Consider the following 22,400-nt stretch of genomic DNA (forward strand, 5'->3'; position numbering starts at 1 on the left):
CCGGGCTTTGACCCGCGGCAAGGTGCGGGTGACAGCATCCGAACCCATGCACCGCCCGCTCGTCACCGTCATCCTTCCCGCGAAGGATGCCGCGCCCTATATCGGCACCACGCTCGAGACTCTGCTGCGGCAGTTCGATGATCCGGCCGCGCTGAAGCTCGTCGCGGTGGATGACGGATCCAGTGACAGCACCGGCGATCAGATGCGCACCTTCGCGGAGCGCTTCGCTCATGCCGAGGTGCTCGTCAACCCACGAACGGTCGGGCTCGCGAGCGCACGGAACCAAGGGCTCGCGCACGTCGAAGGCGAGGCGTTCTGCTTCATCGACGGCGACGATTGGATGCAGCCGCTCCGGCTGCAGGTGCTCGCTTCACGGCTGCACGAACTCGGATGCGACTTCCTCCGAACCGATCACGTGCGCGTCACCGGATCCGCGCGCAAGATCGTGCGCGCCCCCCTCGCCTGGCGCGGGGTCGTCGCATCACCGCGCGACGCAATCCTCCCCGCCGACGACACGACGATGGTCGACTACCCGTACGCGTGGGCCGGGATCTTCCACCGGCGCATCCTCGACCAGGGCCTGGCAGCGTTCCCCGAGGGGCTCTTCACCGCCGAGGATCGCCCGTGGATCTGGCGACTGCACCTGCAGGCCGCGTCGTTCGCCGCTGTCGACGCCCCCGCGATGCTCTACCGTCGCGGCATCGCGACCTCGCTCACCCAGGTGCGCGATCGGCGCCAACTCGACTTTCCGCGTGCGCTCGCGCAGGTGGTGCAGATCGTGGAGCAGGATGCCGAGGCTCCGCGCTTCATGCCGAAGGTGGTCCGCACGGCGCTTGCGCTGAGTTCGCACCACATCGTGCGATCCCGCCGTATGACGCCGTCCTTGCGGCGGGAGATGCGCGACAGCATCCGCGACCTGCTCGCCACACTCGCTCCGACACAGGTCGCGCATGCCCTGGAACGCCTGGAGGGGTCGAAGCGGCGGGTGCTCGCACGGACTCTGCGCGAAGCGGGGCACGCCAGATGACCCAGCTCTTCGTGCTTCACAGCGCCTACGGCCTCACGACGGCAGCGGCCGCTCTCGACGAGGGTCTCATCGAAGCGGGCGAGGAGCGTGTGCTCGTGCCGGTGAACTCCGCACGCGTACCCGAGACGAGCCTTGCGATCCATGAGCAGCCGAACCTCCGGTCGCTGTGCGCGCGCTTCGACCGCATCGAGCCCCTCGGTGAGATCCTGTCGCCGCAGCATCCGAGTTCCTGGCATCCTGTCGCGGCGGACCTTCCGATCCTGAACCGCCTGCTCTCACGCGCATGGAGGCTTGACCACGACCTGGAACTGTTCGTGCAGAGCCCGCAGGTCGCGCCCGCGCGAACGCTGCTCTCGCTGTTCCCGAACGCCCGCATCACGATCATCGGCGATGGGCTGATGACCTACTCGCCGATGCGGGTGAAGCTGCCGCGCACGGTCGTCGAGAGGGTCGGCCGTGTTGTGTACGCCGACGTCGTCCCCGGCGTTGAACCGCTTGTCTTCGGCGCCGCCGGTGGAGATGCGGCCGCCGGTGGAGGAGGTGCACGGCGGATCCCGGTACCCCCGGCGGCGTTCCGAAAGGTCCTCCTGGAGACCACGGCCGCCGACTCGAACCTGGACGCGCTCTCCGACGGCACGCCGACCGCGCTCGTGCTCGGGCAGTATCTGTCCGCTCTGGGCCTCGTCTCGGCTTCGGAGGAAGTCGCGATGCAGTGCGACATGGTCGACCGTGCAGCGGCATGGAACCCGCAGCGGATCGTCTTCAAGCCGCATCCGTCCGCGCCTCCGCTGGTCACCGACGCAGTTCGGCAGCGCGCCGCAGCCCACGGGGCGGAGTACGTCGAGTACCGCGGGGTCGAATCGGCCGAGCTCGTCGCAGAACGCCTGGATGTCGCTGGCGTCGTCGCAGGGTTCTCCACCGCCCTCCCGACCGTGCAGACGCTGTTCGATCGTCCCATCGCGGCGTCCGGCACGCAGACCGTGCTGCGCCGGCTCACCCCGTACGAGAACAGCAATCGCGTTCCCGCTACGATCGTCGACGCGCTGACACGAGCGGACGACCGATATCGCGAACCGGCGCAGCTGCAGCTGCTCATCGACGCGGTCGGCTATGCGATGCAGCCGAAGATCGCCGCCCACCTACGACCTCGTGCGCAGGAGCTGCTCACACGGCTCGACCCTGCGGAACGCGATCGCTACTTCGACAGGGACCGTCTCATCGACCTCCGATTGCCCGGTGCTCCCTCCGAGCCGATCGTGCGCCGCGCACTGCGTTCGGTCGGCGGAGTGGGCAGGGCTGAGGAGATCCGGCTCACGATCAGAGGTGCACGCAGACGGGCCGCACGAGTGTGGAAGGTGGCGCGCGGACTATGACCGAATCACAGCAGAGGCGTGCCGGTCTCACCGTCGCGGTCATCCCGGCACGCGGCGGGTCCAAGGGCGTGCCGCGCAAGAATCTCCGCCGCATCGGAGGCGTCCCGCTGATCCAGCGCGCCGTGCGGGCGGCAGCGGCCGCACGGCAGGTGGACCTCGTCGTGGTCTCCACCGACGATGCCGAGATCGCGGAACTCAGCGCTGCTGCCGGGGCACGCGTCATCCGTCGACCGGCCGAGATCTCCGGTGCCACTGCCTCATCCGAGAGCGCCGTGCTGCACGCTCTCGACGCGCTGGAGTCTGCCGGGGACACGGTCGATGTCGTGGTCTTCATCCAGGCGACGTCGCCGTTCATCCCCAGCGACCGCATCGACGTCGCTGTCGACGAGGTGCGTTCGCGCCGGTACGACAGCATGTTCTCCGCACACGAGACCTACGGCTTCCTGTGGCGACGCGACGATTCCGGGGAAGGCAAGGACGGGGCCGCGGAGGCGATCAACCATGACGCCACCCACCGCTCCCGCCGCCAGGACCGTGAGCCGCATTACCTCGAGACCGGCGCCTTCTACGTGTTCCGGGCGGGGGGCTTCAGGAAGGCAGGGCATCGCTTCTTCGGCCGGGTCGGAATCGTCGAGGTTCCGGAGTGGAGTGCGGTCGAGATCGACGACGTGCAGCATGTCGCCGTGGCATCCGCTCTCGCCGCCCTCGTCGACCAGCCCGAGAGCATCGATGTGAAGGCGGTCGTGACCGACTTCGACGGCGTGCACACCGATGACACCGTGCTCATCGACACCGCCGGCGAGGAACAGGTGCGGGTCAGCAGGGAGGACGGGATGGGGGTCGCGCGGCTCAGGCGTGCCGGCATCCCGATGCTCATCCTCTCCACCGAGGTCAACCCGGTGGTGCGGGCACGCGCGCACAAGCTCCGGGTGCCGGTGCTGCACGGCATCGAGGACAAGGCGGAGGCGCTCGCCGCGTGGGCGGGCGAGAACGGCATCGCCCTCGCAGACATCGCGTACCTCGGCAATGACGTCAACGACCTGCCGGCCATGCGCATCGTCGGGTGGCCGGTCGCCGTCGCGAACGCGCATCCTGAGGTGCGTGCCGCAGCCAGGGCCGTGCTCGCGAGGTCCGGCGGGCAGGGCGCTGTGCGCGAGCTGATCGAGCGCGTTCTGACAGCCGACCGACCCCGGTAACCCCGGGTTCGCGTGGTGTTCACAGTCGCGGCGTACTCAGGAATGAGGGGTACGACGACTGGAGGACCACCATGACTGTCAGCATCGGATCGCGCGTGATCGGCGGCGGTCGACCCGCCTATGTCATCGCCGAGATCGGCCTGAACCACAACGGCGACGTCGACACCGCCAAGCGACTCATCGACGTCGCGGCGGACGCCGGGGCGGATGCCGTGAAGTTCCAGAAGCGCACCCCCGAGATCTCGACGCCGGAGCACATGCGCGACGTCCCGCGGGAGACCCCGTGGGGCACGATGACGTATCTCGACTACCGCCGCCGCGTCGAGTTCGGCCGCGACGAGTACGTCGAGGTCGGCGACCACGCCACGCTGCGCGGACTCGACTGGTTCGCCTCGCCGTGGGATGTCCCCAGCGTGGCGTTCCTCGAGGAGTTGAACGTCGTGGCGCACAAGGTCGCCTCGGCCAGTGTCACCGATATCGAGCTGCTGACCGCGCTGCGCGAGACGGGCAAGCCGATCATCCTCTCGAGCGGCATGTCGACCATCGAGCAGATCGATCGTGCACTCGAGACCCTCGGGACCGACCGTGTCGTGCTCATGCACGCGACGTCGACGTATCCGATGGAGCCGGAGGAGGCCAATCTCCGCGTCATCACGACACTCCGCGATCGTTACCCCGGTGTGCCGATCGGTTACTCGGGACACGAGCGCGGCCTGCAGATCTCCCTTGCAGCCGTCGCACTCGGCGCTGTGGCCGTCGAGCGGCACATCACGCTCGACCGCACCATGTGGGGCTCCGATCACGCCGCGTCCCTCGAGCCCACCGGCCTCTCTCACCTCGTGCGCGACATCCGGGTGATCGAGACCGCGCTCGGCGACGGAGTCAAGCGCGTGTTCCCAGGCGAGCAGGCACCGATGGCGAAGCTGCGTCGCGTTACGGCATGAGCACCGTCACCAGCACCGCCGAGCTGCGAGTCGTCGCGATCGCGGATGCCGACTCGTTCGTGAAGTGGTCGGCATCGTTGCTGTCCGGCATCGCCGGCATCCGCCGCCACATGCTGTTGGTGCGCACGCCGCTCGCGGTGAGCGCTGCGCAGGAGCGTACGGCGCTCGCCGGGACGAGCTTCACGGATGCCGACATCACGCGCCTCGGCTTCGACGAGCTGCACGGATGGCTGACAGGCCACCAGCCCGACGTCGTGGTGCTCTCCGGACGAGGACCCTTCGTGCGGCTCATGGCACGGCAGATCGATCGGTTGACTCAACGACCCGTCGTGGTGAGTGGACTGCCGGGGATGTCGATCCCCGCCCAGCGCGGAGCGCTCGAGTACCGACGCGAGAGCGACCTGATGGTCGTGCACTCGCACCGTGAGGAGCGGGCATTCGCGGAGCTGGGGCGTCGTATCGGCATCCAGGTGCCGACCGCCCTCGCGACACTGCCCTTCGCGCGGAAGGCGACGGACGCTGACGCCTCCCGTGCCGCGTCGATCCGGGTCGCAGAACGGGAACTGGTCGGTGTATCGGCCGGCGGCTCGGCCGGCGTCGCTCTCGCCGACCGCACAACACCTTCCGCGCCGGCAGCGCGACCGGGGGGAACGGATCTCGTGTTCGCGGCCCAGGCGCTGGTGCCGGCGGCGCGTCACGAGCGAGAGCAGATCGCCGAGATGCTGCGCCTGGCCGCCGACGCGGATCCCAACAAACGCGTCGTCGTCAAACTGCGCTCGCGCCCGGGCGAAGCCGAGGCGCATCTCGAACGCGATGCCTACGCCGACCTGCTGGCGGCACGTCCGGCCAACCTGGTCATCTCGCATGAGCCGATGTCGACGGCACTCGCGCGCGCCGAGGGTCTGGTGACCGTCAGTTCGACCGCGGCGATCGAAGCGCTCGCGCAGAACGTGCCCGTCATCGCGCTCGACACATTCGGTGTGCACAAGACGCTGCTGAACACGGTGTTCACCGGCAGCGGTCTGCTGGGCGGGGCCGAGGAGGTCGTCGGACGCCGGTTCCGGCATCCGCTCGCCGGCTGGCAGAGAGACAACTACTTCCAGCCGGAATCGGACACGACCTGGTGGCGCTGCGTCGAAGAGCTCGTCGCACTGCGCCGCGAGGGGCGCCTGCGGGCGAAGGGTGTGCCTGTGGGTCGTGGTGGCGCGCTTCACGCTGCGTGGCATCGCAAGAGCGTGCTGGCGGGCGAGGACCGTTCGATGGTCGGCCGCGTGGCGCTGGGCGTCGGGGCGCCGATCGTGCACGGCATCCTGTCGCTGCGGCGGGCGCGCGGCAAGGCGGGGGAGGACACGTGGTCGGATGCGACGACCGATTACACGCTGGAGCCGACGCCGCTGCACGACCCCATCAGGCGTTGAGTCAGCGGTCGGCCGCCCTGGCTGTGGCGAGACCGACCCTGCAGCACGAGACCGAGTCCTGCCAGCACGGTCTGGTGCCGGAAACTCGGTCTCACGCGTAGAGCGGGTTTCGGCCGATCGGACCCGTTCGCGACACGCCCGGAACTCCGCTAGACTGTCGAGGTTGTCTGTCTTCTGCGTGCATCCTGCATGTACAGACCGGCACGTGCACACACCCTCCTGCTTTCGGGAAATGCCCGGAAGCCGTTCTAGTCCGAAGGAGGTGGGTAAGTGACGCACCAGTACGAACTCATGGTCATTCTGACCCCCGAGATCGACGAGCGCCAGGTAGCCCCTACGCTCGACAAGTTCCTCAAGGTCATCACCAACGATGGTGGCACTGTGGACAAGGTCGACATCTGGGGCAAGCGCCGTCTTGCATACGAGATCCAGAAGAAGACCGAGGGCATCTACGCCGTCGTCAACTTCACCGCGACGAGCGCTGCCACGCAGGAGCTCGACCGCCAGCTGGGCCTGAACGAGCAGATCATGCGCACCAAGGTTCTTCGTTCCGAAGAAGCTCAGGCTATGGTCGCTTTCGAAGCCAAGCGCTCCGAGGAGAAGGCAGCTCGTAAGGCTGCCAAGGCAGCGAAGGCCTAAGGCTCATGGCCGGCGAAACCGTCATCACCGTGGTGGGAAACCTCACGGCCGACCCCGAGCTGCGTTACACGCAGAACGGGCTGCCGGTGGCGAACTTCACCATCGCATCGACGCCGCGAACCTTCGACCGTCAGGCGAACGAGTGGAAGGACGGCGACGCGCTGTTCCTCCGTGCGTCCGTGTGGCGCGAGTTCGCTGAGCACGTGGCGGGTTCTCTGACGAAGGGCATGCGTGTTGTTGCGCAGGGTCGTCTTCGCCAGCGCTCCTACCAGGACCGTGAGGGCAACAACCGCACGGCGATCGAGCTCGAGGTCGACGAGATCGGCCCGTCCCTGCGATACGCGACGGCACAGGTCACCCGTGCGGCTTCCGGCGGAGCCGGTGGCGGCGGTGGGGGACAGCGCCCAGCGCAGCAGCAGCAGGTGTCGGAGGAGCCGTGGTCAACGCCCGGTTCTTCGACCAGTGCCGATGCCTGGAGCACTCCGGGCAGCTTCGGCGACGACACCCCGTTCTAAACAACTTCTGGATCCGATCCTCGCAAGAGGCCCGGCATCCGCTCATCAATAAGGAATAACCATGGCTGGAAAGTCGAGCGGCGACCGCCGCAAGCCGCGGAAGGGTGGCAAGCCCACCGCTCCCGCGAAGTCGATCCGGGTCGGCGTCATTGATTACAAGGACGTCGCAACGCTTCGCAAGTTCGTCTCGGAGCGCGGCAAGATCCGCGCCCGTCGTATCACCGGTGTCTCGGTGCAGGAGCAGCGTCTGATCGCCACGGCGATCAAGAACGCACGCGAGATGGCACTCCTGCCTTACGCCGGCGCTGGCCGCTAAGGGGTATCGACATGGCAAAGCTGATTCTCACGAATGAGGTCGCCGGGCTCGGAAGCGCCGGTGACGTGATCGAGGTCAAGAACGGGTACGCCCGTAACTACCTCATCCCCCAGGGCCTCGCCACGGCGTGGACCCGTGGTGGCGCAAAGCAGGTCGAGTCGATCCAGGCTGCACGCAAGTCGCGCGCGATCCACGATCGCGACGAGGCTGTGGCCCTCAAGGACAAGATCGAGGACACGAAGGTTCGTCTGGCCGTCAAGGCCGGCGGCGCCGGACGTCTGTTCGGTTCGGTCAAGACCGAGCACGTCGCAAACGCTGTCGAGGCTGCCGGCCTCGGCACGATCGACAAGCGCAAGGTCACCATCACCTCGCCGATCAAGGCGACCGGTGAGCACGAGGCGACTGTGCGTCTGCACGAGGACGTCGTCGCCGTCATCACCCTTCAGGTGGTCGCGGCCAAGTAGTCGTCACTGCATCGTTCGGATGCCCCGGAGTCTTCGGACTCCGGGGCATCCGTCGTTGACGCGTCTGTGTCCCTGGTTCAGGGCGCATCGGATGCCCCGGGCTGGGGACCCGGGGCATCCGGCCATGTGCGTCTCGCAGAGGGGCTGCGTCAGACATCCGCAGCGAGAACCGCTCAGGAGGGGATGCCTGAGCTTGCTCTGCACGCACTCCGACAGGGTCGGCGACGGCTTGCGCGGCCGGGCCTGTCGGCGGTCGTCACGCCGTGATGCGGCGGCGCATGAGTCCGGCTCCGATCAACAGCATCGCGAGCGCAAGCGCCGCCGAAGCGTACGGGAAGTCCGATCCGGTCGCGGCGAGTGCGGCACCGCCTGCCTGAACGACGTTGCCGGCCTGACCGCTCGGGGTCGAGTCGACTCCAGAATCTGTGTCGGTTCCGGGGTTCGTTTCCGGGCCGGTGCCAGGGTTGGTTCCTGGGTTGGGTCCGGGGTCCGTCCCTGGGTTGGTTCCCGGGTTGGTGCCAGGATCCGTTCCCGGGTCGGTGCCAGGGTCAGTGCCCGGGTCGGTTACGGGATCAGTCCCCGGGCCAGCGACTGTCGCGTCACCGACGACACCGACGGCGTTGCCGCCGATCGTGATCGGAGCGGTGATGGGCAGCACCACCTGGGTTCCGCCGAGCAGCGAGCCAGTACCGTCGGTCTGGCCCCCGCCTGCCGGAGGCGTGCCATCGGTGGATGCACCGCCACCGGTCGCTGCGCTGGCCCCGAGGATGGAGATCGCGTTGCCGGTCGTGTTCACCGGAGCGGTGACGGGTGCGACGGCCTGGGTGCCGGTGGCGGTGCCGTCAGCGCCGCCGGTGGTCGGTGCCGCGTCGCGGTCTCCGGGTGTTCCGGTTGCGGCGCCGTCAGCCGTGGCTGCGCTGGCCCCGAGGATGGAGATCGCGTTGCCGGTCGTGTTCACCGGAGCGGTGACAGGTGCGGCGACCTGGGTGCCGCTGGCGGTGCCATCAGCCCCGTCGGTGGTCGGCTGTACCGCGGGTGCCGCACTAGTGTCTCCGGATGCCGCGCCGTCGGAGGTCGCTGCGCTGTCCCCGAGGATGGAGATGGCGTTGCCGGTCGTGTTCACCGGAGCGGTGACAGGTGCGGCGACCTGGGTGCCGCTGGCGGTGCCATCAGCGCCCTCGGTGGTCGGTGCCGCGTCATTGCTTCCCGGTGTTCCGGTTGCCGTGCCGTCAGCTGTGGCCGCGCTGTCCCCGAGGACGGAGATGGCGTTGCCGGTCGCGTTCACTGGAGCGGTGACGGGTGCGGCGACCTGCGAGCCACTGGTGGTGCCGTCAGCGCCCTCGGTGGTCGGTGCCGCGTCATTGCTTCCCGGTGTTCCGGTTGCCGTGCCGTCAGCTGTGGTTGCGCTGGCCCCGAGGATGGAGATCGCGTTGCCCGATGCGTTCACTGGAGCGGTGACGGGTGCGGTCACTTGCGGGCCGCTGGCGGTACCGTCAGCGCCGCCCGTGGTCGGCCGTACGGCGGCTGCCGCACTGATGTCTCCGGTTGTGGCGCCGTCAGCCGTGGCTGCGCTGTCCCCGAGGACGGAGATGGCGTTGCCGGTCGCGTTCACGGGAGCGGTGACGGGTGCGACGACCTGGGTGCCGGTGGCGGTACCGTCAGCGCCGTCTGTGGTCGGCTGTACGGCGGGTGCCGCACTGGTGTCTCCGGATGCCGTGGCGTCAGCCGTGGCTGCGCTGTCCCCAAGGATCGAGATGGCGTTGCCGGTGACGCTCACGGGGGCGGTGACGGGTGCGGCCACTTGCGAGCCGCTGGCGGTGCCATCAGCGCCGTCGGTGGTCGGCTGCGCGGCGGGTGCCGCACTGGTGTCTCCCGTTGCCGTGCCGTCAGACGAAGCTGCACTGTTCCCGAGGACGGAGACCGCGGTGCCCGTCGCGTTCACTGGAGCGGTGACCGGGGCGACGACCTGGGTGCCGCTGGCGGTGCCGTCGGATCCATCGGTGGTCGCTTCAGTGGCTGGCGCGCCGTCGCTGTCAGCCGGAGTCGAGGAATCGGGCGCCGCGGCATCCGAGTCCGAGACTTGGCTGTCACCGGCAACCGCGAGCGAGTTTCCGCTCACGGTGATCGGCGCGTTCACGGCGACCAGTGCCTGTGTGCCTGACAACACTCCTTCCATGCCAGAGGTGGTGACGGCCGGTGCGGGTGATGCCGCAAGTTCGTCTGTCGTCGATGTGGATGCGGGTGCGGTCTCGGAGGTGCCGAGTACAGCGACCGCGACGTTCTCGACTGACACCGGAGCATCGACGGTGACGACGGCCTGGGTTCCCGAACCCGCACCCCCTTCACCACTCGTGCTCGCCTCGGGTGCGGGTGCGGGTGCGGGTGCCGGTGCGGGTGCCGGTGCGGGAGCGGGAGCGGGAGCAGGTGCTTCCGCGGTCGAAGTTCCGAGCACCGAGACGGCATTGTCTGTGACGTTGACGGGTACCGAGACGGGGATGATCGCCTGGGTTCCGGAAAGGATGCTGTCCTCTCCGTCGGTTTCGGCCGCATTGGCGGCCGTGGCGCCGAGCAGGGTGATCCCGCCGGCTACCAGCACTCCCCAGAGGGCGCGCTTCATGATGGTTCGCATGATGATTCAGCTCCTGACTGAAAATGGGTTGGTTGAAAGCGCGCGATCTGAGTGCGCGCGCAGCACCATGTCTGTCATCCGCGAGGGATGACACGACCCCGGTCAGTCAGGAGAGACGTCAGTGTCGGCGACCGGTGACGACGGCAGTTCGTCATCCGGTGCCTCGTGCATCCGCGTCCAAGCACGGAGCGGCTCAAGTCGGTTGGCGCGGAACTGTGCGCCGTCGCCCATGTGTCCTCCACCGTTTCCCGCGGAAGACGTTGGAGCGGTCGATGCCGGGGGAGCATGAGCAGCCTTGGCGGGCGTTGTGGGCACACTCGTGTCGTCCACACCCGGGTCAGCACTGGCAGTCGCGGCATAGAACGCGGCGAAAGCGAGTCCGTCGGTGGCGAAGGCGCTGCTGGCGCGCGAAGGAACGACGCCTTCGTCGGCGACTACGGCAACGAGTAGATCGAGGCCGACCGGCACGTTCCCGGGCGCGCTGTCAACGGGTGCCATCGGTGCGAGAGTGCCGATGGAAGTCGGTGAAGTCAGATCGAGATCGTCGACGATGGGGGCAACGGTGTTGTCTACAGCATCTCCGAGCAGTCCGGTCGTGGCATCGACCGCGTCCACGATCGCGGTCACGCCGGTGGTGACGCCGAGGTCGTCGAGCACCTTTCCGACGACAGGAACATCGGCGACCGCCGAGAGCACAGGGGCCGTGGTCTCCGAGAGGGGTGAGTCCTGCAGGACGTCGGTGACGGGGTCGACCACGGCGTCGGCAGTGTCGGAGACTGCCGGTGCGATGGCATCGACGACCGGCACGGTCTGCGCGACCGGAGTGACGACCTTCTCCACGACTGGAGTGACGACCTTCTGCACGACCGGTTTCACGACCGGGGCAGCCACCTTCTGCACGACGGGGGTGACGACCTCTACGACCACGGGTTCCACGACGGGAGCGACGGTGTCATCCAGCGTCGAACTCACCACACCGGCGAGCTCGCCGAGCGGGGAAACGGACTCATCGTCAGCGTGCGCGGAGCCACCGCCGGTGAGGATGCTGAACGCAGCCCATGCGAGCACGCCGAAAGCGCCCCAAACGACACCGTAAGGAATCCGACGGGATTCGGCAGTGGCCACGTTCACCTCCCCTCCGAAGCGAAACGTTCTTGACGCAACGCGCGTCATTGACCTGAAGATACTCCGGCACTGGTCGTCTGTCCAGGGGGTTATTGAGGTTTGACCAGCGCGTTCCCCGACGATCAGAGCGGGACGCGCCCGAGATATTTCGGGCTTGACTTCTCCCCAGGTTGTACACATGTCACCCCCAACGGGCTCAACCTTCAATCAGCCGTTTAAGCAGATTGTCATCCACAGGCTGGGGAAGTGTAAAAGACCAGATCAAAGCAAATAAAAACTGACCAAACAGAACTGCGACACAGAGTTATGCACACTCGTTGTGCACAGACACTCCGGCGTTCTCCGCACACTCTCCACAGAGTTATCCACAGGCTGTGTTGCGGGTGAAGTATGGCGCTTCTAGCGTGGACGAGCGACGAGATGTCGGTGGTGCGTGGTTCGCTCATTGCTACCGCAGAACGCGCCGCCGTCGCACGGCAATCGGGGTCAGTCATCCCGCGCCGCACCAGCATCCAGCGCATCGAAGGGAGCACAGTGTCGATTGCCGACATCTCAGAGGAGCGCCTCGGGGGCCAGCGCAAGCCAGAGCGCACGCCGCCGCACGACCTCCTCGCCGAACAGAGCGCCCTGGGCGGAATGCTCCTCTCGAAGGATGCTGTCGCCGATGTGATCGAAACCCTCAAGGGCGCCGACTTCTACATCCCCAAGCACGAGCTCATCTTCGAGGCCATCCTCTCGCTGTACTCCCACGGCGAGCCCACCGACGTGGTCGCCGTCACCGACGAACTGATCAAGACGGGCGAACTGGGGCGCGCCGGCGGTGCTGACTACCTGCACACCCTGACCTCGATCGTTCCGACCGCGGCGAACGCCGGGTATTACGCCGGCATCGTCGCCGAGCGTTCGATTCTGCGCCGCCTCGTCGACGCCGGTACGCGCATCGTTCAGCTCGGATACGACGGCCAGGGCGACGCCACCGATCTCGTCAACAACGCGCAGGCCGAGATCTACGCGGTCACCGGTACGGAGACTGCCGAGGACTACGTGCCTCTGACGGTCGCAGTGGATGCCGCGCTCGAGGAGATCGAGGCCGCCAGCGGCCGCGACGGCTCCATGACGGGCGTGCCGACCGGGTTCAAAGAGCTCGACGAACTCACCAACGGCTTGCACGGCGGACAGATGATCGTCGTAGCCGCTCGCCCTGCGATGGGTAAGTCGACGCTCGCGCTCGACTTCGCTCGGGCTGCGGCGATCGGCCACGGCCAGCCGGCGATCTTCTTCTCGCTCGAGATGGGCAAGAGCGAGATCGCGATGCGCCTGCTCAGCGCCGAGGGCGCGATCCCGCTGCAGCACATGCGCAAGGGAACGCTCGACCCACGCGACTGGACCACGGTCGCCGCGACGCGCGGACGCATCAACGACGCGCCGCTCTACATCGACGACAGCCCGAACATGACGCTGGTCGAGATCCGCGCGAAGTGTCGGCGCCTGAAGCAGCGCGAGGGTCTGCGCATGGTCGTGATCGACTACCTGCAGCTGATGACGAGCGGTAAGCGTGTCGAGTCGCGTCAGCAGGAGGTCTCGGAGTTCTCACGTGCGCTGAAGCTGCTCGCGAAGGAGCTGCAGGTTCCGGTCATCGCGCTCTCGCAGCTGAACCGTGGTTCTGAGGCACGTCAGGACAAGAAACCGCAGATCAGCGACCTGCGAGAGTCGGGCTCGATCGAGCAGGACGCCGACATGGTGATCCTGCTGCATCGCGACTCGGTCTACGACAAGGATGTGCGCCCGGGCGAGGCCGACCTCATCGTGGCCAAGCACCGTAACGGTCCGACCGCGACGATCAATGTCGCATTCCAGGGGCACTATTCGCGATTCGCCGACATGGCTCCTGGCGGCGACTTCAACTGAGGGTAGCGATCAGCTGACGGCGACATCAGCCAGTGGCGCCTCGGGGGTCACTGACTGTGTGCGTCCGACTGGCGGGCGCGACTCCAACTGACGAGCGGATGCAGCAAAGAGATCAGCTGCTTCCCTGGCACAGTGAGCGTGTAACTGATCGACACCGGTGTCGTCGGCTCCACGGAGCGCTCGATGAGCCCCTCGGACTCGAGCTCCTTCATCCGGGCCGACAGGAGACGAGCAGAGATCCCGTCAACGAGCGACTGATACTCCGAGAATCGTCGCGCACCGCGCGCGCCCGCCAACAGGATGGCCGCGTTCCATTTTCGCCCGGCCAACTCGACGGATGCCTGAAAGCGGCGGCACTCTTCTTCGTCGATGTGCGCGAATATCTGATCGGTCATACCCGAAGCTTACTATTAGTTAGCAACTAATGGCCCATTCGCGTCGTCGAACGCGAACTGCGAGCGTGGATACCAGCGCGGATGCCGCGCCAGTTCGGAGGAGGCAGCAGGACATGGTTCACACGATCGGAATACTCGGCGTCGGGCGGGTCGGATCTGCGATCGCTCGAACGGCGGTGTCGGCCGGATTCGTTGTCAATGTCGCAGGGTCAGGGAGCGCCGAGGACATCCAGCTGCTGGCTGACGTCGTCGTGCCGGGTGCGCACGCGATGTCTGCGGCAGACGTCGTCGCCAGTGCTGACCTCGTGATCGTGGCGATCCCGCTGCACAAGTACCGAAGCATCCCGCAGAGCCTGCTGACCGGGAAGCTCGTCGTCGACACCATGAACTACTGGCCTCCGATCGATGGTGTCTTGGAAGATTTCGAGCAGCAGACAACGAGCAGTGAAGTCGTCCGCGACCACTTCACGGGCGCTGAGATCGTGAAGACGCTGAATCACATCGGCTACCACGACCTGGAGATCGGTGCCCGCCCGGCCGGCGCCCCCGGCAGGAGGGCGCTCGGGATGGCTGGCGACAGTCTGGCTGGCGTGGCCGCGGTCGCTGATGTGATCGAACGCTTCGGCTTCGACGCCGTCGCGACGGGACCGCTTCGAAGCGGGGCCGTGCTGCAGCCGGGGCAACCGATCTTCGGCGGCCACCATACCGCCGTGCAACTCCGTGATGCCCTCCCGCATCCGGAGAACGACATGTCTCTCAGCATCCTCGATCACGCCTGAACAGTGCAGCACTCATTGAAATCGGAGAAGACGACCATCATGGAAATCGGCGCCTACAGCTTCGGCGACACTCAACTCGACGAAGATGGCACGCCTCGCTCGACGGCGGAGGCCATCGGCAACCTCCACCGAGCGATCATCCACGCCGACCAGGTCGGACTCGACTACTTCGCTGTCGGCGAGCACCACACAGTCAGCATGCCCGCGTCCTCACCCGGAACGATAATCGCCGCGGCGGCCGCGGCGACCAAGAACATCATCCTCGGCAGTGGCGCGAGCATCATCGGCACCGATGACCCGGTCCGAGTGTTCCAGCAGTTCGCGATCGCCGACGCCATCTCGGGCGGCGGACGGGTGGAGATCACCGCCGGCCGTGGGTCATCCGTCGAGACGTTCCCGCTCTTCGGGTACGACCTACAGGACTACGACCACCTCTATGCAGAGAAGCTCGACCTGCTGATGACGATCAACAACAGCCCATCCGAAGCCGTCACGTGGTCCGGAACGGTACGCCCTGCGCTCGACGACCTGGCCGTCGTTCCCCGCCCCGTGCGCGGAACCCTCCCGATCTGGCTGGCCACCGGTGGCAACGCCTCCTCTTCGGTTCGCGCCGGACAGCTCGGTCTCCCGATCTCCTACGGCATCATCGGGGGCGAGCCGCGCCGGTTCGCACCGCTCGCTGACCTCTATCGTCGCGCCGCCGCCCAGGCCGGTCAGACCGGGGATTCCATCAAGGTGGCCGTGGCCTCCCTCGGATTGGTCGCACCGACGAAACAGGAGGCGATGGACCGGTTCTACCCGGGCTGGCACAACCTCACCCTCGAGATGGGTCGCCTCCGGGGGTGGGCTCCCCAGGACCGCCGTGTCTTCGAGTCTCAGACCGGTGAGCACGGCGGGTTCTATGTGGGCGACCCGGATGAGATCGCTGACCGTTTCGTCGCCCTCCAGGCGCACATGGGCCACATGCGCCACTTCCTGCAGACCGACATCGGCGGCCTCCCGCAGGAGCACCTTCTCGAATCGATCACGCTCCTCGCCACCGACGTGAAACCCCGCGTGCAGCGGCTGCTTGAGAAGAAGTAGACCAATACATGCGCGAAGCGGCCCGTCCGATCCGAGGATCGAACGGGCCGCTTGTTGAGGAGCGGTCAGCGCTTCTCGATGTTGCGCTGAGCGAGCAGGTCTTCGAGCACGTCAGGCCGGTTCGTGATGATTCCGTCGACGCCGTAGTCGAGCAGGCGCGCCATGTCGGCGACCTCGTTGACCGTGTAGGTGTTGATGACCATGCCGGCATCGTGCACCGCGTTGACGTAGTCGGCCGTCACGGCACCGAAGTTCGGGTTCACCTGGTCAGCCCACTGACCGTAGGCGGCGAGGTCCGAGACAGGCACCGTGCCGAGCAGGCCCACCGGCACCTCGGGCTGCAGCTCAGCGTAGGTCGCCATCGAGTCCCAGTTGAAGCTCTGCACCGCGAGGCGCTCGCTCGCGAGCGCCGAGTTGATGTAGCCGGGGAACGAATCGAAGACGTCGATGACCTCCTGCTCGACGCCCGGGTACAGCTCGGGTGACTTGAGCTCCATGATGATGCCCGATCGGCTCGACCGCACCTGCGCCACCATCTCAGCGAGCGTGGGGACCTGCTCGCCGGTGAACTCCTCACCGAACCATGAGCCGGCGTCGAGCTGCTTGATCTCCTCGAGCGTGAAGTCGGCGACCTTCCAGGGCGCGCGGTCGGGGAAGACTTCCTCGACGTTCGTGGTGCGGGTCAGGGTGGTGTCGTGGATCAGGACAGCCACACCGTCCTTGCTGAGCTGTACGTCGGACTCGATCCAGGTGGCCTTCTGCTCGATGCCGACCTCGAATGCGGCGAGCGTGTTCTCGGGTGCGTAGGCCATTGCGCCGCGGTGCGCCGTCGTGATGACCGAGACCTTCTCCGGCTGGGCGGCGATGGCAGGGGTCGCGACGAGCGAGAGCCCGACGATACCGGCCGCGGCGGCCAGCGTGAGTGTGCGAGTGCGCATTGTTTGATCTCCTTAGGAGGTGGGGAGCACTGAACCCTCCCACGGTCCCGCCGGCGCATGACGTCACCGTGTCTTCGAGATGAATGATCACGGAAAGGTGACGACCCGGCGCTGGGCAGCGCGTGCCGAAGCCCGCAGCCCAGCGCCGAGCGGGTACCGAGATGGGTGCCGCACCCGACGCGCTCAGATCACGGTCGCGCCCCCGTCGGCAACCAGTTCCATTCCGTTGACGTAGCTCGAATCGTCCGAGGCGAGGAACAACGCCACCGACGCGATCTCCTCAGGTCGGCCCATCTTGCGCCGCGGGATCACCGACTCGAACGCGGCCTTCATCTCCGCATCCATCACCTTCTCCATCATCGGCGAACCGACCTGGCCGGGGGTCAGCACGTTCACGCGGATGTTCCTGTCCCTCAGCTCCGACACCCACACCCGCGCGTAGGCGGGCAGAACGGCCTTGCTCGCCGCGTACACGCTCCAGTCGGGGTAACCCCTGAGCGAAGCGTTTGACCCGGTCATGAAGATCGAGCCGCCATCGTTGAACAGCGGCAGGGCCTTCTGAACCGTGAACAGCGTGCCGCGCGCGTTCACCGAGAACGCGGCATCGAACTGCTGGTCTGTGATCTCGCCGAGCCTGCCTTGCTCGCCCATTCCCGCGCTTGCCCACAGCACATCGATCGCGCCCTTCTCCTGTCTGACCGTCGCGAACAGGCGATCCAGGTCATCGAGATCGGCCGAATCGGCCTGCACGCCGGTGACGTTCCGTCCGATCAGCTTCACGGCTTCGTCCACCGCGTCCTTGCGTCGACCGGTGATGAAGACGTGAGCTCCTTCCTCAACGAACAATTTCGCGCCTGCCAGCGCCATGCCACTCGTCGCCCCTGTGATCACCGCGACCTTGCCATCGAGCTTTCCCATGATCACTCCGCTCGTCCGAGGTTGACGGCGAGGGAGATGTCGAACCCCAGGCCGGCGCGGGCCAGACCCATCTCCAGCAGGCCTGCGCTCTCCAACCAGTGCGCCATGTTCAGGTCACCGGCGTCCCGAGGACGAAGCCCGAGGCTCGTGATGAACGCGGAGACGCTCGCCTTGGCCTGCGCGTCATCGCCTGCCATGAACACGTCCACTGGATGTCCCGCTGCAATCACGTGGCTGAAGAGGGTGTTGAACGCCTTCACGACGTGGGTGCTCGCAGGGGTGGCCTCGGCGACCATCTGCGCGACGGAGGTGTCATGAGCAATGGCGAGCCCTGTGGCGTCGGCGTTGAACGGGTTGGTGATGTCGACGACGATCTTGCCGGCCAGCGCCTCGCCGTACTGCTTGACGACCGGAACGGCGCCGGCGAATAGTACGGCGAGGATGACGATGTCTCCGGAGGGCGCGACGCCCCATGTTCCGGCCGTGGCCCCGTCACCGAGCGCTCGCACCAGGGCGCCGGCCTTGTTCGGATCCCGACTTGTGATCTCGACGGTGTTGCCGCCTTTGAGAGCCAGGGTGCCGATGGCTCTGGCCATGTTCCCCGAGCCGATGATGCTGATGCTCGTCATGATGTGCTCCTTCGTGGTGTCTGTGTTGTTGACCGTGCGGCCTCAAGATGAGGTACCCCTCCGGTTAGGGATAGAACCGGAGGGGTGCCTCATCTATTCCGAGGATTCGCGGGAGACCCTTGACGGGACTAGCGCTGGACGGCAGGGACGTGTGCGGAGTACCGGAGGGTGGCCTCGATTTCGAGGTAAATTGGTTCTGTGACTATCAGTGGCGTGGAGCGGGCGGGGGTGCCATTGCGCCGCGATGCCCAGGAGCGTCGTGACAGGCTGATCGCCGCTGCGCAGCGCGAGTTCGCCGCCCGTGGCGTGGATGCTTCCCTGGAGCGGATCGCCCGCGACGCCGATGTCGCGATCGGGACCCTGTATCGGCACTTCCCGACCCGCATGGATCTGCTCCTCGCCGCCCTTGAGCCTCGTGTTCAGGAGTTCCTCGACGGGTCCGAGGAAGCGCTGGAGATCGACGATCCGTGGGAAGGGTTCGTCTCCTATCTGGAGAACCTGTTCCGTGTGCAGGCGGGAGACCGAGGTTTCAACGACTTCCTGTCCCGTCGCTTCCCCGGCAATGCGAACACCGAGCGCATTCATGACCTGATGTGTCGCCAGATCGAGGATGTCCTCATCCGCGCCCAAGAAGCCGGCGTAGCCCGCCCTGACATCACGCGGGCCGACATCGTCAACCTCATCTGGTCCAACGGCCGGATGATCGACGCGACCAGCATCACCGTCCCCAACGCGTGGCGGCGTCACCTCTACCTCATGCTCGACGCGTACCGGGCAGAGCGGGCGCACCCGCTTCCCGAACCCCCGATGACGGAAACGCAGCTCTACGACGCCATGGTCCAACTCAACACGAACTAGGTGCGGCAACCCTGGGCATCTCGCGATGCATCGGCATCGCAAGCGACCGCTGTCTGCCGCTCGTCGGATACGTCGACACTCGCTGGGACGGCGTGGCGTCCCTGAGTATCTCGCCCGTTTGAGGGCGACTTCGCGGCCCTACAGCTTTTAGCGCGCTCGCAGGCCGAGCGCTAGGCCTATTGCGCATGGTTGTTCGGTGGAATAAAATGAACGTAAGTTCATTGAAAGGATCATCGTGCCGCGGACGACGGAGCAGAACGAGGCGTTGCGCTCAGCCACGCGCTCCGCTGTGGAGACGGCTGCCGTTCGCGTATTCGCACACCGCGGTTTCGCCGCCGCGAACATTCGGCAGATCGCCGTTGAGGCGGGGATCAGCATCGGCTCGATCTATCGGCACTACGCGAGCAAGGAAGAGCTGTTCGACGAACTGATCGAACAGGCCTCGCGTGGACTCGGCGCCGTCGCCGCTCAGCTTTCGACCGACGGCGACCCGATCGCCATGATCCGTTCTTTCACTGAGACGTACGTGGCCGACCTCACGGCGAACAACGGCGCAGCCGAGTTCTACATGGTGATCAACCAGGGCTTCACGACGGACACTCCTGAGGGGACTGCGGCACGGCTGGCCGCAACGCAGGGAACGCTCTGGCGGGCCTTCGCCTTGCTTATCGGTCGAGGCCAGGCCGCAGGCCAGATCACCGCGGGAGACCCAGCCAGAATGGCCGCTCACTACTTCGCCATGCTTGCCGGTATGACGACGATGCACGTTGCTCTGCGGGAGGAATCTGCGGAGCCTGATGTCGACCTGATCCTACGAATGTTCACAGGAGGACCCCGATGAAGATTGAAGTCGCACGCGCAGACGAACTGGGTGAGGAGTATCGGCGCCGGATCGCGGAAGTTCTCGTGCAAGGGTTCGCCGAGGACTTCGCCTTCTTCTCCAAAGACGAGGATGTACTCGCCGATGCGTTCGCGCCCATGCTCATCCTGGAACGTTTCCACGTCGCGCTCGTCGACGGCGAGCCGGCCGCCGTCGCGGTCGTCACCGAAGGGGAGCAGGAGTGCTTCGAGCCGGATCGACACAACCTTCAGCGCGTGCTCGGTCCGGTGCACGGGGTGATCAGCTGCCAGATCATCCGAAGCCAGTTCATGGGGGCCTATGAAGGTGCCCGCGAGGGTCTCACGGAGATCGCGTTCGTCACGACGGCCCCTCAGTATCAGGGCAAAGGCGTTGCCACGGCACTTATGCGTCGGCTGCTGGAGCTGCCTTCTAACGAGTTCGTGCTGCGTGACATCAAGGACACTAACGTCCCTGCGCTCCGGCTGTACGCCAAGCTCGGATTCACCGAGATTCAGCGGCGTCGCATCCGGTTCGCGAAGCGAGCGGGGTTCTCCGCGTATATCTCGATGGGCCTCCGTTCCGCGAAGACAGATGCGATGAAGGACTGAAATCTCTAGCGTTCGCCGCTCGGTCGACCGATCGCGGTCAACCCGCGATCCCAGGGTTCAGTCGTTCCCCACTGTCCACGTCGAACAGGTGAAGACGTCCGGGCTTGGGTGTCGCCGTCACCGTGTCGCCTGCCTTCGGGTGCGTCCGTCCGTCGACGCGTGCGGTGAGGTTCACCCGCTCGTCGTCGATGATCGCGTGGCCGTAGAGGTAGCCGTCGGCGCCGAGTTCCTCGACGAGATCGACGGTCATCGTGAGGCCGGGCTCTGTCGCGCTCGCAAGGGTGATGTCCTCAGGGCGAACGCCGATCGTGACGCGGGTGCCGCCGGCGTCGCGTGTCGCGCGATCCACCGCAACCGTCTGCGTCCCGAAGCGCACCCCGTGTTCGGTCACATCCGTGGTGAACAGGTTCATGGCCGGCGAGCCGATGAACCCGGCGACGAACACGTTCTTCGGCTCCTCATACAGATCGCGCGGCGTGCCCAACTGCTGCAGGGTGCCGTCGGCGAGCACGGCGATCCGGTCTCCCATCGTCAGCGCCTCCACCTGGTCGTGCGTTACGTAGACGGTCGTGACGCCCAGCCGCCGCTGCAGTGATGAGATCTGGGTGCGGGTCTGCACTCTCAGCTTCGCGTCGAGGTTCGACAGCGGCTCGTCCATGAGGAACACCTGGGGGCTGCGAACGATCGCCCGGCCCATCGCGACGCGCTGACGCTGACCACCCGACAGGGCTTTCGGCTTGCGCTCCAGGAACGGGACGAGATCCAGGAGCTTCGCGGCCTCGAGTACCCGCTGCGCGCGTTCCTCTTTGCCGACGCCGGCGATCTTCAGGGCGAAGCCCATGTTCTCGGCGACTGTCATGTGGGGGTAGAGCGCGTAGTTCTGGAAGACCATCGCGATGTCGCGGTCCTTCGGCGGCACGTCGGTGACGTCGCGGTCACCGATCAGGATGCGGCCGTCGTTGACCTCTTCCAGCCCGGCGAGCATCCGCAGTGACGTGGATTTGCCAGAGCCGGAAGGGCCGACGAGCACGAGGAACTCGCCGTCGGCGACCTCCAGATCCAGCTTGTCGACAGCGGGGCGTTGCACTCCGGCGAACGTTCGTGTCGCCTGGTTGAACCTCACGGTTGCCATTTCTTCTTTCCTTTCACCGGCAGGTACGTGCCGGACGATCCATTGTGATGGGAAGTGTTCTGCAGTGAGCGTCAGGCGGCGTTCTCGATGGGCTCCGGGTTGCGCACGCTTTCGAGTGCCTGCGACCACGCGATGAGCTGATCGAACATCGTGTCCAGGAGAACGGCCTGATGGTCGCTCGGGGTGAAGGTGGAGTACTTCTCGAAGTCGGTCGTGAGTGACAGCGTCAGTGTCTGCCGCACTGTGGCGACCTGTAGTTCGGCGAGCACGAGCCGCAGGTGCTCGATCGCGCGGGCCCCGCCGACCCCGCCGTATCCGACCAACGCGGCGGCCTTGTTGTTCCACTCGCGATGCAGGTAATCGATCGCGTTCTTCAGCACACCGGAAGTGGAGTGGTTGTACTCAGGGGTGACGAAGACGTACCCGTCGAACTCGGCGATCTTCTCGGCCCACTTCCTGGTGTGGTCGTTCCTGTACTGGCCCATCGCCGGCGGCATCGGCTCGTCGAGATGCGGGAGAGGGTGGTCGGCGAGGTCGACGAGTTCGAACTCGGCGTCATCGCGCCGGGTGGCCTGCTCGAGAATCCAGTCCGCCACCTGCTTTCCATTGCGACCGGGACGAGTGCTGCCGAGGATGATGGCGATCTTGGTCATGATGATGGTGCT

At 66.4% G+C, this 22,400-nt stretch carries 23 protein-coding genes; 15 read left to right on the plus strand and 8 right to left on the minus strand.

The window, feature by feature from the left end; genetic code table 11:
* Positions 1–46: 46 nt before the first annotated feature.
* The 9 genes from ACP7AR_RS13565 (at position 47) to rplI (ending at position 7,892) form a co-directional block, all read left to right on the plus strand.
* Entirely contained in the window at positions 47–1,027 is a 981-nt protein-coding gene (locus tag ACP7AR_RS13565; RefSeq protein ID WP_426186721.1) for a glycosyltransferase family 2 protein, read from the plus strand.
* Complete coding sequence (locus tag ACP7AR_RS13570) at positions 1,024–2,400, plus strand: polysialyltransferase family glycosyltransferase (protein WP_426186724.1); 1,377 nt, start codon at positions 1,024–1,026, stop codon at positions 2,398–2,400. Before ACP7AR_RS13565 ends, ACP7AR_RS13570 begins: the two co-directional genes overlap by 4 nt.
* On the plus strand, positions 2,397–3,596 hold the full coding sequence (locus tag ACP7AR_RS13575; RefSeq protein ID WP_426186727.1) for a cytidylyltransferase domain-containing protein: 1,200 nt from the start codon (positions 2,397–2,399) through the stop codon (positions 3,594–3,596). Before ACP7AR_RS13570 ends, ACP7AR_RS13575 begins: the two co-directional genes overlap by 4 nt.
* Positions 3,597–3,667: 71 nt before the next feature.
* Complete coding sequence (locus ACP7AR_RS13580) at positions 3,668–4,540, plus strand: N-acetylneuraminate synthase family protein (protein WP_426186730.1); 873 nt, start codon at positions 3,668–3,670, stop codon at positions 4,538–4,540.
* A complete protein-coding gene (locus ACP7AR_RS13585) occupies positions 4,537–5,958 on the plus strand; it encodes a DUF6716 putative glycosyltransferase (RefSeq protein ID WP_426186733.1) in 1,422 nt (473 codons plus the stop codon). Before ACP7AR_RS13580 ends, ACP7AR_RS13585 begins: the two co-directional genes overlap by 4 nt.
* A 270-nt stretch (positions 5,959–6,228) precedes the next feature.
* Positions 6,229–6,597, plus strand: coding sequence for a 30S ribosomal protein S6 (gene rpsF, locus ACP7AR_RS13590; protein ID WP_426186736.1), 369 nt, complete (start codon positions 6,229–6,231; stop codon positions 6,595–6,597).
* A 5-nt stretch (positions 6,598–6,602) separates the two neighbouring features.
* Positions 6,603–7,112 (plus strand): single-stranded DNA-binding protein, encoded by a 510-nt coding sequence (locus ACP7AR_RS13595; RefSeq protein WP_033105627.1) that lies wholly within the window; start codon positions 6,603–6,605, stop codon positions 7,110–7,112.
* 61 nt (positions 7,113–7,173) lie between these two features.
* The gene (gene rpsR, locus ACP7AR_RS13600; RefSeq protein WP_017829850.1) at positions 7,174–7,428 is read left to right on the plus strand and encodes a 30S ribosomal protein S18; all 255 of its coding nucleotides are present in this window, start codon (positions 7,174–7,176) and stop codon (positions 7,426–7,428) included.
* Positions 7,429–7,439: 11 nt separating this feature from the next.
* The gene (gene rplI, locus ACP7AR_RS13605) at positions 7,440–7,892 is read left to right on the plus strand and encodes a 50S ribosomal protein L9 (protein ID WP_426186740.1); all 453 of its coding nucleotides are present in this window, start codon (positions 7,440–7,442) and stop codon (positions 7,890–7,892) included.
* 256 nt (positions 7,893–8,148) lie between these two features.
* On the opposite strand, the gene ACP7AR_RS13610 is transcribed toward rplI, so the two are convergent.
* Together ACP7AR_RS13610 and ACP7AR_RS13615 are read right to left on the minus strand one after the other, a co-directional pair.
* Complete coding sequence (locus tag ACP7AR_RS13610) at positions 8,149–10,521, minus strand: beta strand repeat-containing protein (protein WP_426186743.1); 2,373 nt, start codon at positions 10,519–10,521, stop codon at positions 8,149–8,151.
* 102 nt (positions 10,522–10,623) lie between these two features.
* Positions 10,624–11,646, minus strand: a complete 1,023-nt coding sequence (locus tag ACP7AR_RS13615) for a hypothetical protein (RefSeq protein WP_426186746.1) — start codon at positions 11,644–11,646, stop codon at positions 10,624–10,626.
* Between the two features lie 534 nt (positions 11,647–12,180).
* On the opposite strand from ACP7AR_RS13615, the gene dnaB reads away from it, so the two are divergent.
* Positions 12,181–13,554, plus strand: coding sequence for a replicative DNA helicase (gene dnaB / locus ACP7AR_RS13620; RefSeq protein ID WP_426186749.1), 1,374 nt, complete (start codon positions 12,181–12,183; stop codon positions 13,552–13,554).
* A gap of 47 nt (positions 13,555–13,601) precedes the next feature.
* Here the strand turns inward: dnaB and ACP7AR_RS13625 are convergent, their stop codons facing one another.
* Positions 13,602–13,949 carry a winged helix-turn-helix transcriptional regulator gene (locus tag ACP7AR_RS13625; protein ID WP_426186752.1) on the minus strand — a complete coding sequence of 116 codons (348 nt, stop codon included), beginning with the start codon at positions 13,947–13,949 and terminating at the stop codon, positions 13,602–13,604.
* Positions 13,950–14,062: 113 nt separating this feature from the next.
* Here ACP7AR_RS13625 and ACP7AR_RS13630 point away from each other — a divergent pair, with 113 nt between their 5' ends.
* Both ACP7AR_RS13630 and ACP7AR_RS13635 read left to right on the plus strand, forming a co-directional pair.
* Positions 14,063–14,728, plus strand: a complete 666-nt coding sequence (locus ACP7AR_RS13630; protein WP_426186755.1) for an NADPH-dependent F420 reductase — start codon at positions 14,063–14,065, stop codon at positions 14,726–14,728.
* A gap of 39 nt (positions 14,729–14,767) precedes the next feature.
* Complete coding sequence (locus ACP7AR_RS13635; protein WP_426186758.1) at positions 14,768–15,811, plus strand: LLM class flavin-dependent oxidoreductase; 1,044 nt, start codon at positions 14,768–14,770, stop codon at positions 15,809–15,811.
* Positions 15,812–15,876: 65 nt separating this feature from the next.
* Here ACP7AR_RS13635 and ACP7AR_RS13640 read toward each other — a convergent pair whose 3' ends face one another.
* From ACP7AR_RS13640 to ACP7AR_RS13650, 3 genes are all read right to left on the minus strand, one after another.
* Positions 15,877–16,749, minus strand: coding sequence for a glycerophosphodiester phosphodiesterase (locus ACP7AR_RS13640; RefSeq protein WP_426186761.1), 873 nt, complete (start codon positions 16,747–16,749; stop codon positions 15,877–15,879).
* Between the two features lie 183 nt (positions 16,750–16,932).
* Positions 16,933–17,667, minus strand: a complete 735-nt coding sequence (locus tag ACP7AR_RS13645) for an SDR family NAD(P)-dependent oxidoreductase (RefSeq protein WP_426186764.1) — start codon at positions 17,665–17,667, stop codon at positions 16,933–16,935.
* Positions 17,668–17,669: 2 nt separating this feature from the next.
* A complete protein-coding gene (locus ACP7AR_RS13650; protein WP_426186767.1) occupies positions 17,670–18,296 on the minus strand; it encodes an NADPH-dependent F420 reductase in 627 nt (208 codons plus the stop codon).
* 198 nt (positions 18,297–18,494) lie between these two features.
* On the opposite strand from ACP7AR_RS13650, the gene ACP7AR_RS13655 reads away from it, so the two are divergent.
* The 3 genes from ACP7AR_RS13655 to ACP7AR_RS13665 all read left to right on the plus strand — a co-directional run bounded on the left by ACP7AR_RS13655 (position 18,495) and on the right by ACP7AR_RS13665 (position 20,603).
* Complete coding sequence (locus ACP7AR_RS13655) at positions 18,495–19,154, plus strand: TetR/AcrR family transcriptional regulator (protein ID WP_426186770.1); 660 nt, start codon at positions 18,495–18,497, stop codon at positions 19,152–19,154.
* 235 nt (positions 19,155–19,389) lie between these two features.
* Positions 19,390–19,995: a TetR/AcrR family transcriptional regulator gene (locus ACP7AR_RS13660; RefSeq protein WP_426186773.1), complete on the plus strand. Its 606-nt coding sequence runs from the start codon at positions 19,390–19,392 to the stop codon at positions 19,993–19,995.
* On the plus strand, positions 19,992–20,603 hold the full coding sequence (locus ACP7AR_RS13665) for a GNAT family N-acetyltransferase (protein WP_426186776.1): 612 nt from the start codon (positions 19,992–19,994) through the stop codon (positions 20,601–20,603). The genes ACP7AR_RS13660 and ACP7AR_RS13665 overlap by 4 nt, the downstream gene beginning before the upstream one ends.
* 37 nt (positions 20,604–20,640) lie before the next feature.
* Here the strand turns inward: ACP7AR_RS13665 and ACP7AR_RS13670 are convergent, their stop codons facing one another.
* Together ACP7AR_RS13670 and ACP7AR_RS13675 are read right to left on the minus strand one after the other, a co-directional pair.
* Positions 20,641–21,735, minus strand: a complete 1,095-nt coding sequence (locus ACP7AR_RS13670; RefSeq protein ID WP_426186779.1) for an ABC transporter ATP-binding protein — start codon at positions 21,733–21,735, stop codon at positions 20,641–20,643.
* 71 nt (positions 21,736–21,806) lie between these two features.
* The gene (locus tag ACP7AR_RS13675) at positions 21,807–22,388 is read right to left on the minus strand and encodes an NADPH-dependent FMN reductase (RefSeq protein WP_426186782.1); all 582 of its coding nucleotides are present in this window, start codon (positions 22,386–22,388) and stop codon (positions 21,807–21,809) included.
* Positions 22,389–22,400 lie beyond the last annotated feature (12 nt).

Origin of the sequence: Microbacterium sp. TWP3-1-2b2, assembly GCF_049896145.1 — a bacterium.
Lineage (GTDB): Bacteria > Actinomycetota > Actinomycetes > Actinomycetales > Microbacteriaceae > Microbacterium.

Excerpts from the sequence above, each read along its gene's own strand:
- ACP7AR_RS13565 (WP_426186721.1), top strand. The coding sequence starts at position 47 with ATGCACCGCCCGCTCGTCACCGTCATCCTTCCCGCGAAGGATGCCGCG.
- ACP7AR_RS13570 (WP_426186724.1), top strand. The coding sequence starts at position 1,024 with ATGACCCAGCTCTTCGTGCTTCACAGCGCCTACGGCCTCACGACGGCA.
- ACP7AR_RS13575 (WP_426186727.1), top strand. The coding sequence starts at position 2,397 with ATGACCGAATCACAGCAGAGGCGTGCCGGTCTCACCGTCGCGGTCATC.
- ACP7AR_RS13580 (WP_426186730.1), top strand. The coding sequence starts at position 3,668 with ATGACTGTCAGCATCGGATCGCGCGTGATCGGCGGCGGTCGACCCGCC.
- ACP7AR_RS13585 (WP_426186733.1), top strand. The coding sequence starts at position 4,537 with ATGAGCACCGTCACCAGCACCGCCGAGCTGCGAGTCGTCGCGATCGCG.
- ACP7AR_RS13595 (WP_033105627.1), top strand. The coding sequence starts at position 6,603 with ATGGCCGGCGAAACCGTCATCACCGTGGTGGGAAACCTCACGGCCGAC.
- rpsR (WP_017829850.1), top strand. The coding sequence starts at position 7,174 with ATGGCTGGAAAGTCGAGCGGCGACCGCCGCAAGCCGCGGAAGGGTGGC.
- rplI (WP_426186740.1), top strand. The coding sequence starts at position 7,440 with ATGGCAAAGCTGATTCTCACGAATGAGGTCGCCGGGCTCGGAAGCGCC.
- ACP7AR_RS13610 (WP_426186743.1), bottom strand. The coding sequence starts at position 10,521 with ATGCGAACCATCATGAAGCGCGCCCTCTGGGGAGTGCTGGTAGCCGGC.
- ACP7AR_RS13625 (WP_426186752.1), bottom strand. The coding sequence starts at position 13,949 with ATGACCGATCAGATATTCGCGCACATCGACGAAGAAGAGTGCCGCCGC.
- ACP7AR_RS13630 (WP_426186755.1), top strand. The coding sequence starts at position 14,063 with ATGGTTCACACGATCGGAATACTCGGCGTCGGGCGGGTCGGATCTGCG.
- ACP7AR_RS13635 (WP_426186758.1), top strand. The coding sequence starts at position 14,768 with ATGGAAATCGGCGCCTACAGCTTCGGCGACACTCAACTCGACGAAGAT.
- ACP7AR_RS13640 (WP_426186761.1), bottom strand. The coding sequence starts at position 16,749 with ATGCGCACTCGCACACTCACGCTGGCCGCCGCGGCCGGTATCGTCGGG.
- ACP7AR_RS13645 (WP_426186764.1), bottom strand. The coding sequence starts at position 17,667 with ATGGGAAAGCTCGATGGCAAGGTCGCGGTGATCACAGGGGCGACGAGT.
- ACP7AR_RS13650 (WP_426186767.1), bottom strand. The coding sequence starts at position 18,296 with ATGACGAGCATCAGCATCATCGGCTCGGGGAACATGGCCAGAGCCATC.
- ACP7AR_RS13665 (WP_426186776.1), top strand. The coding sequence starts at position 19,992 with ATGAAGATTGAAGTCGCACGCGCAGACGAACTGGGTGAGGAGTATCGG.
- ACP7AR_RS13670 (WP_426186779.1), bottom strand. The coding sequence starts at position 21,735 with ATGGCAACCGTGAGGTTCAACCAGGCGACACGAACGTTCGCCGGAGTG.
- ACP7AR_RS13675 (WP_426186782.1), bottom strand. The coding sequence starts at position 22,388 with ATGACCAAGATCGCCATCATCCTCGGCAGCACTCGTCCCGGTCGCAAT.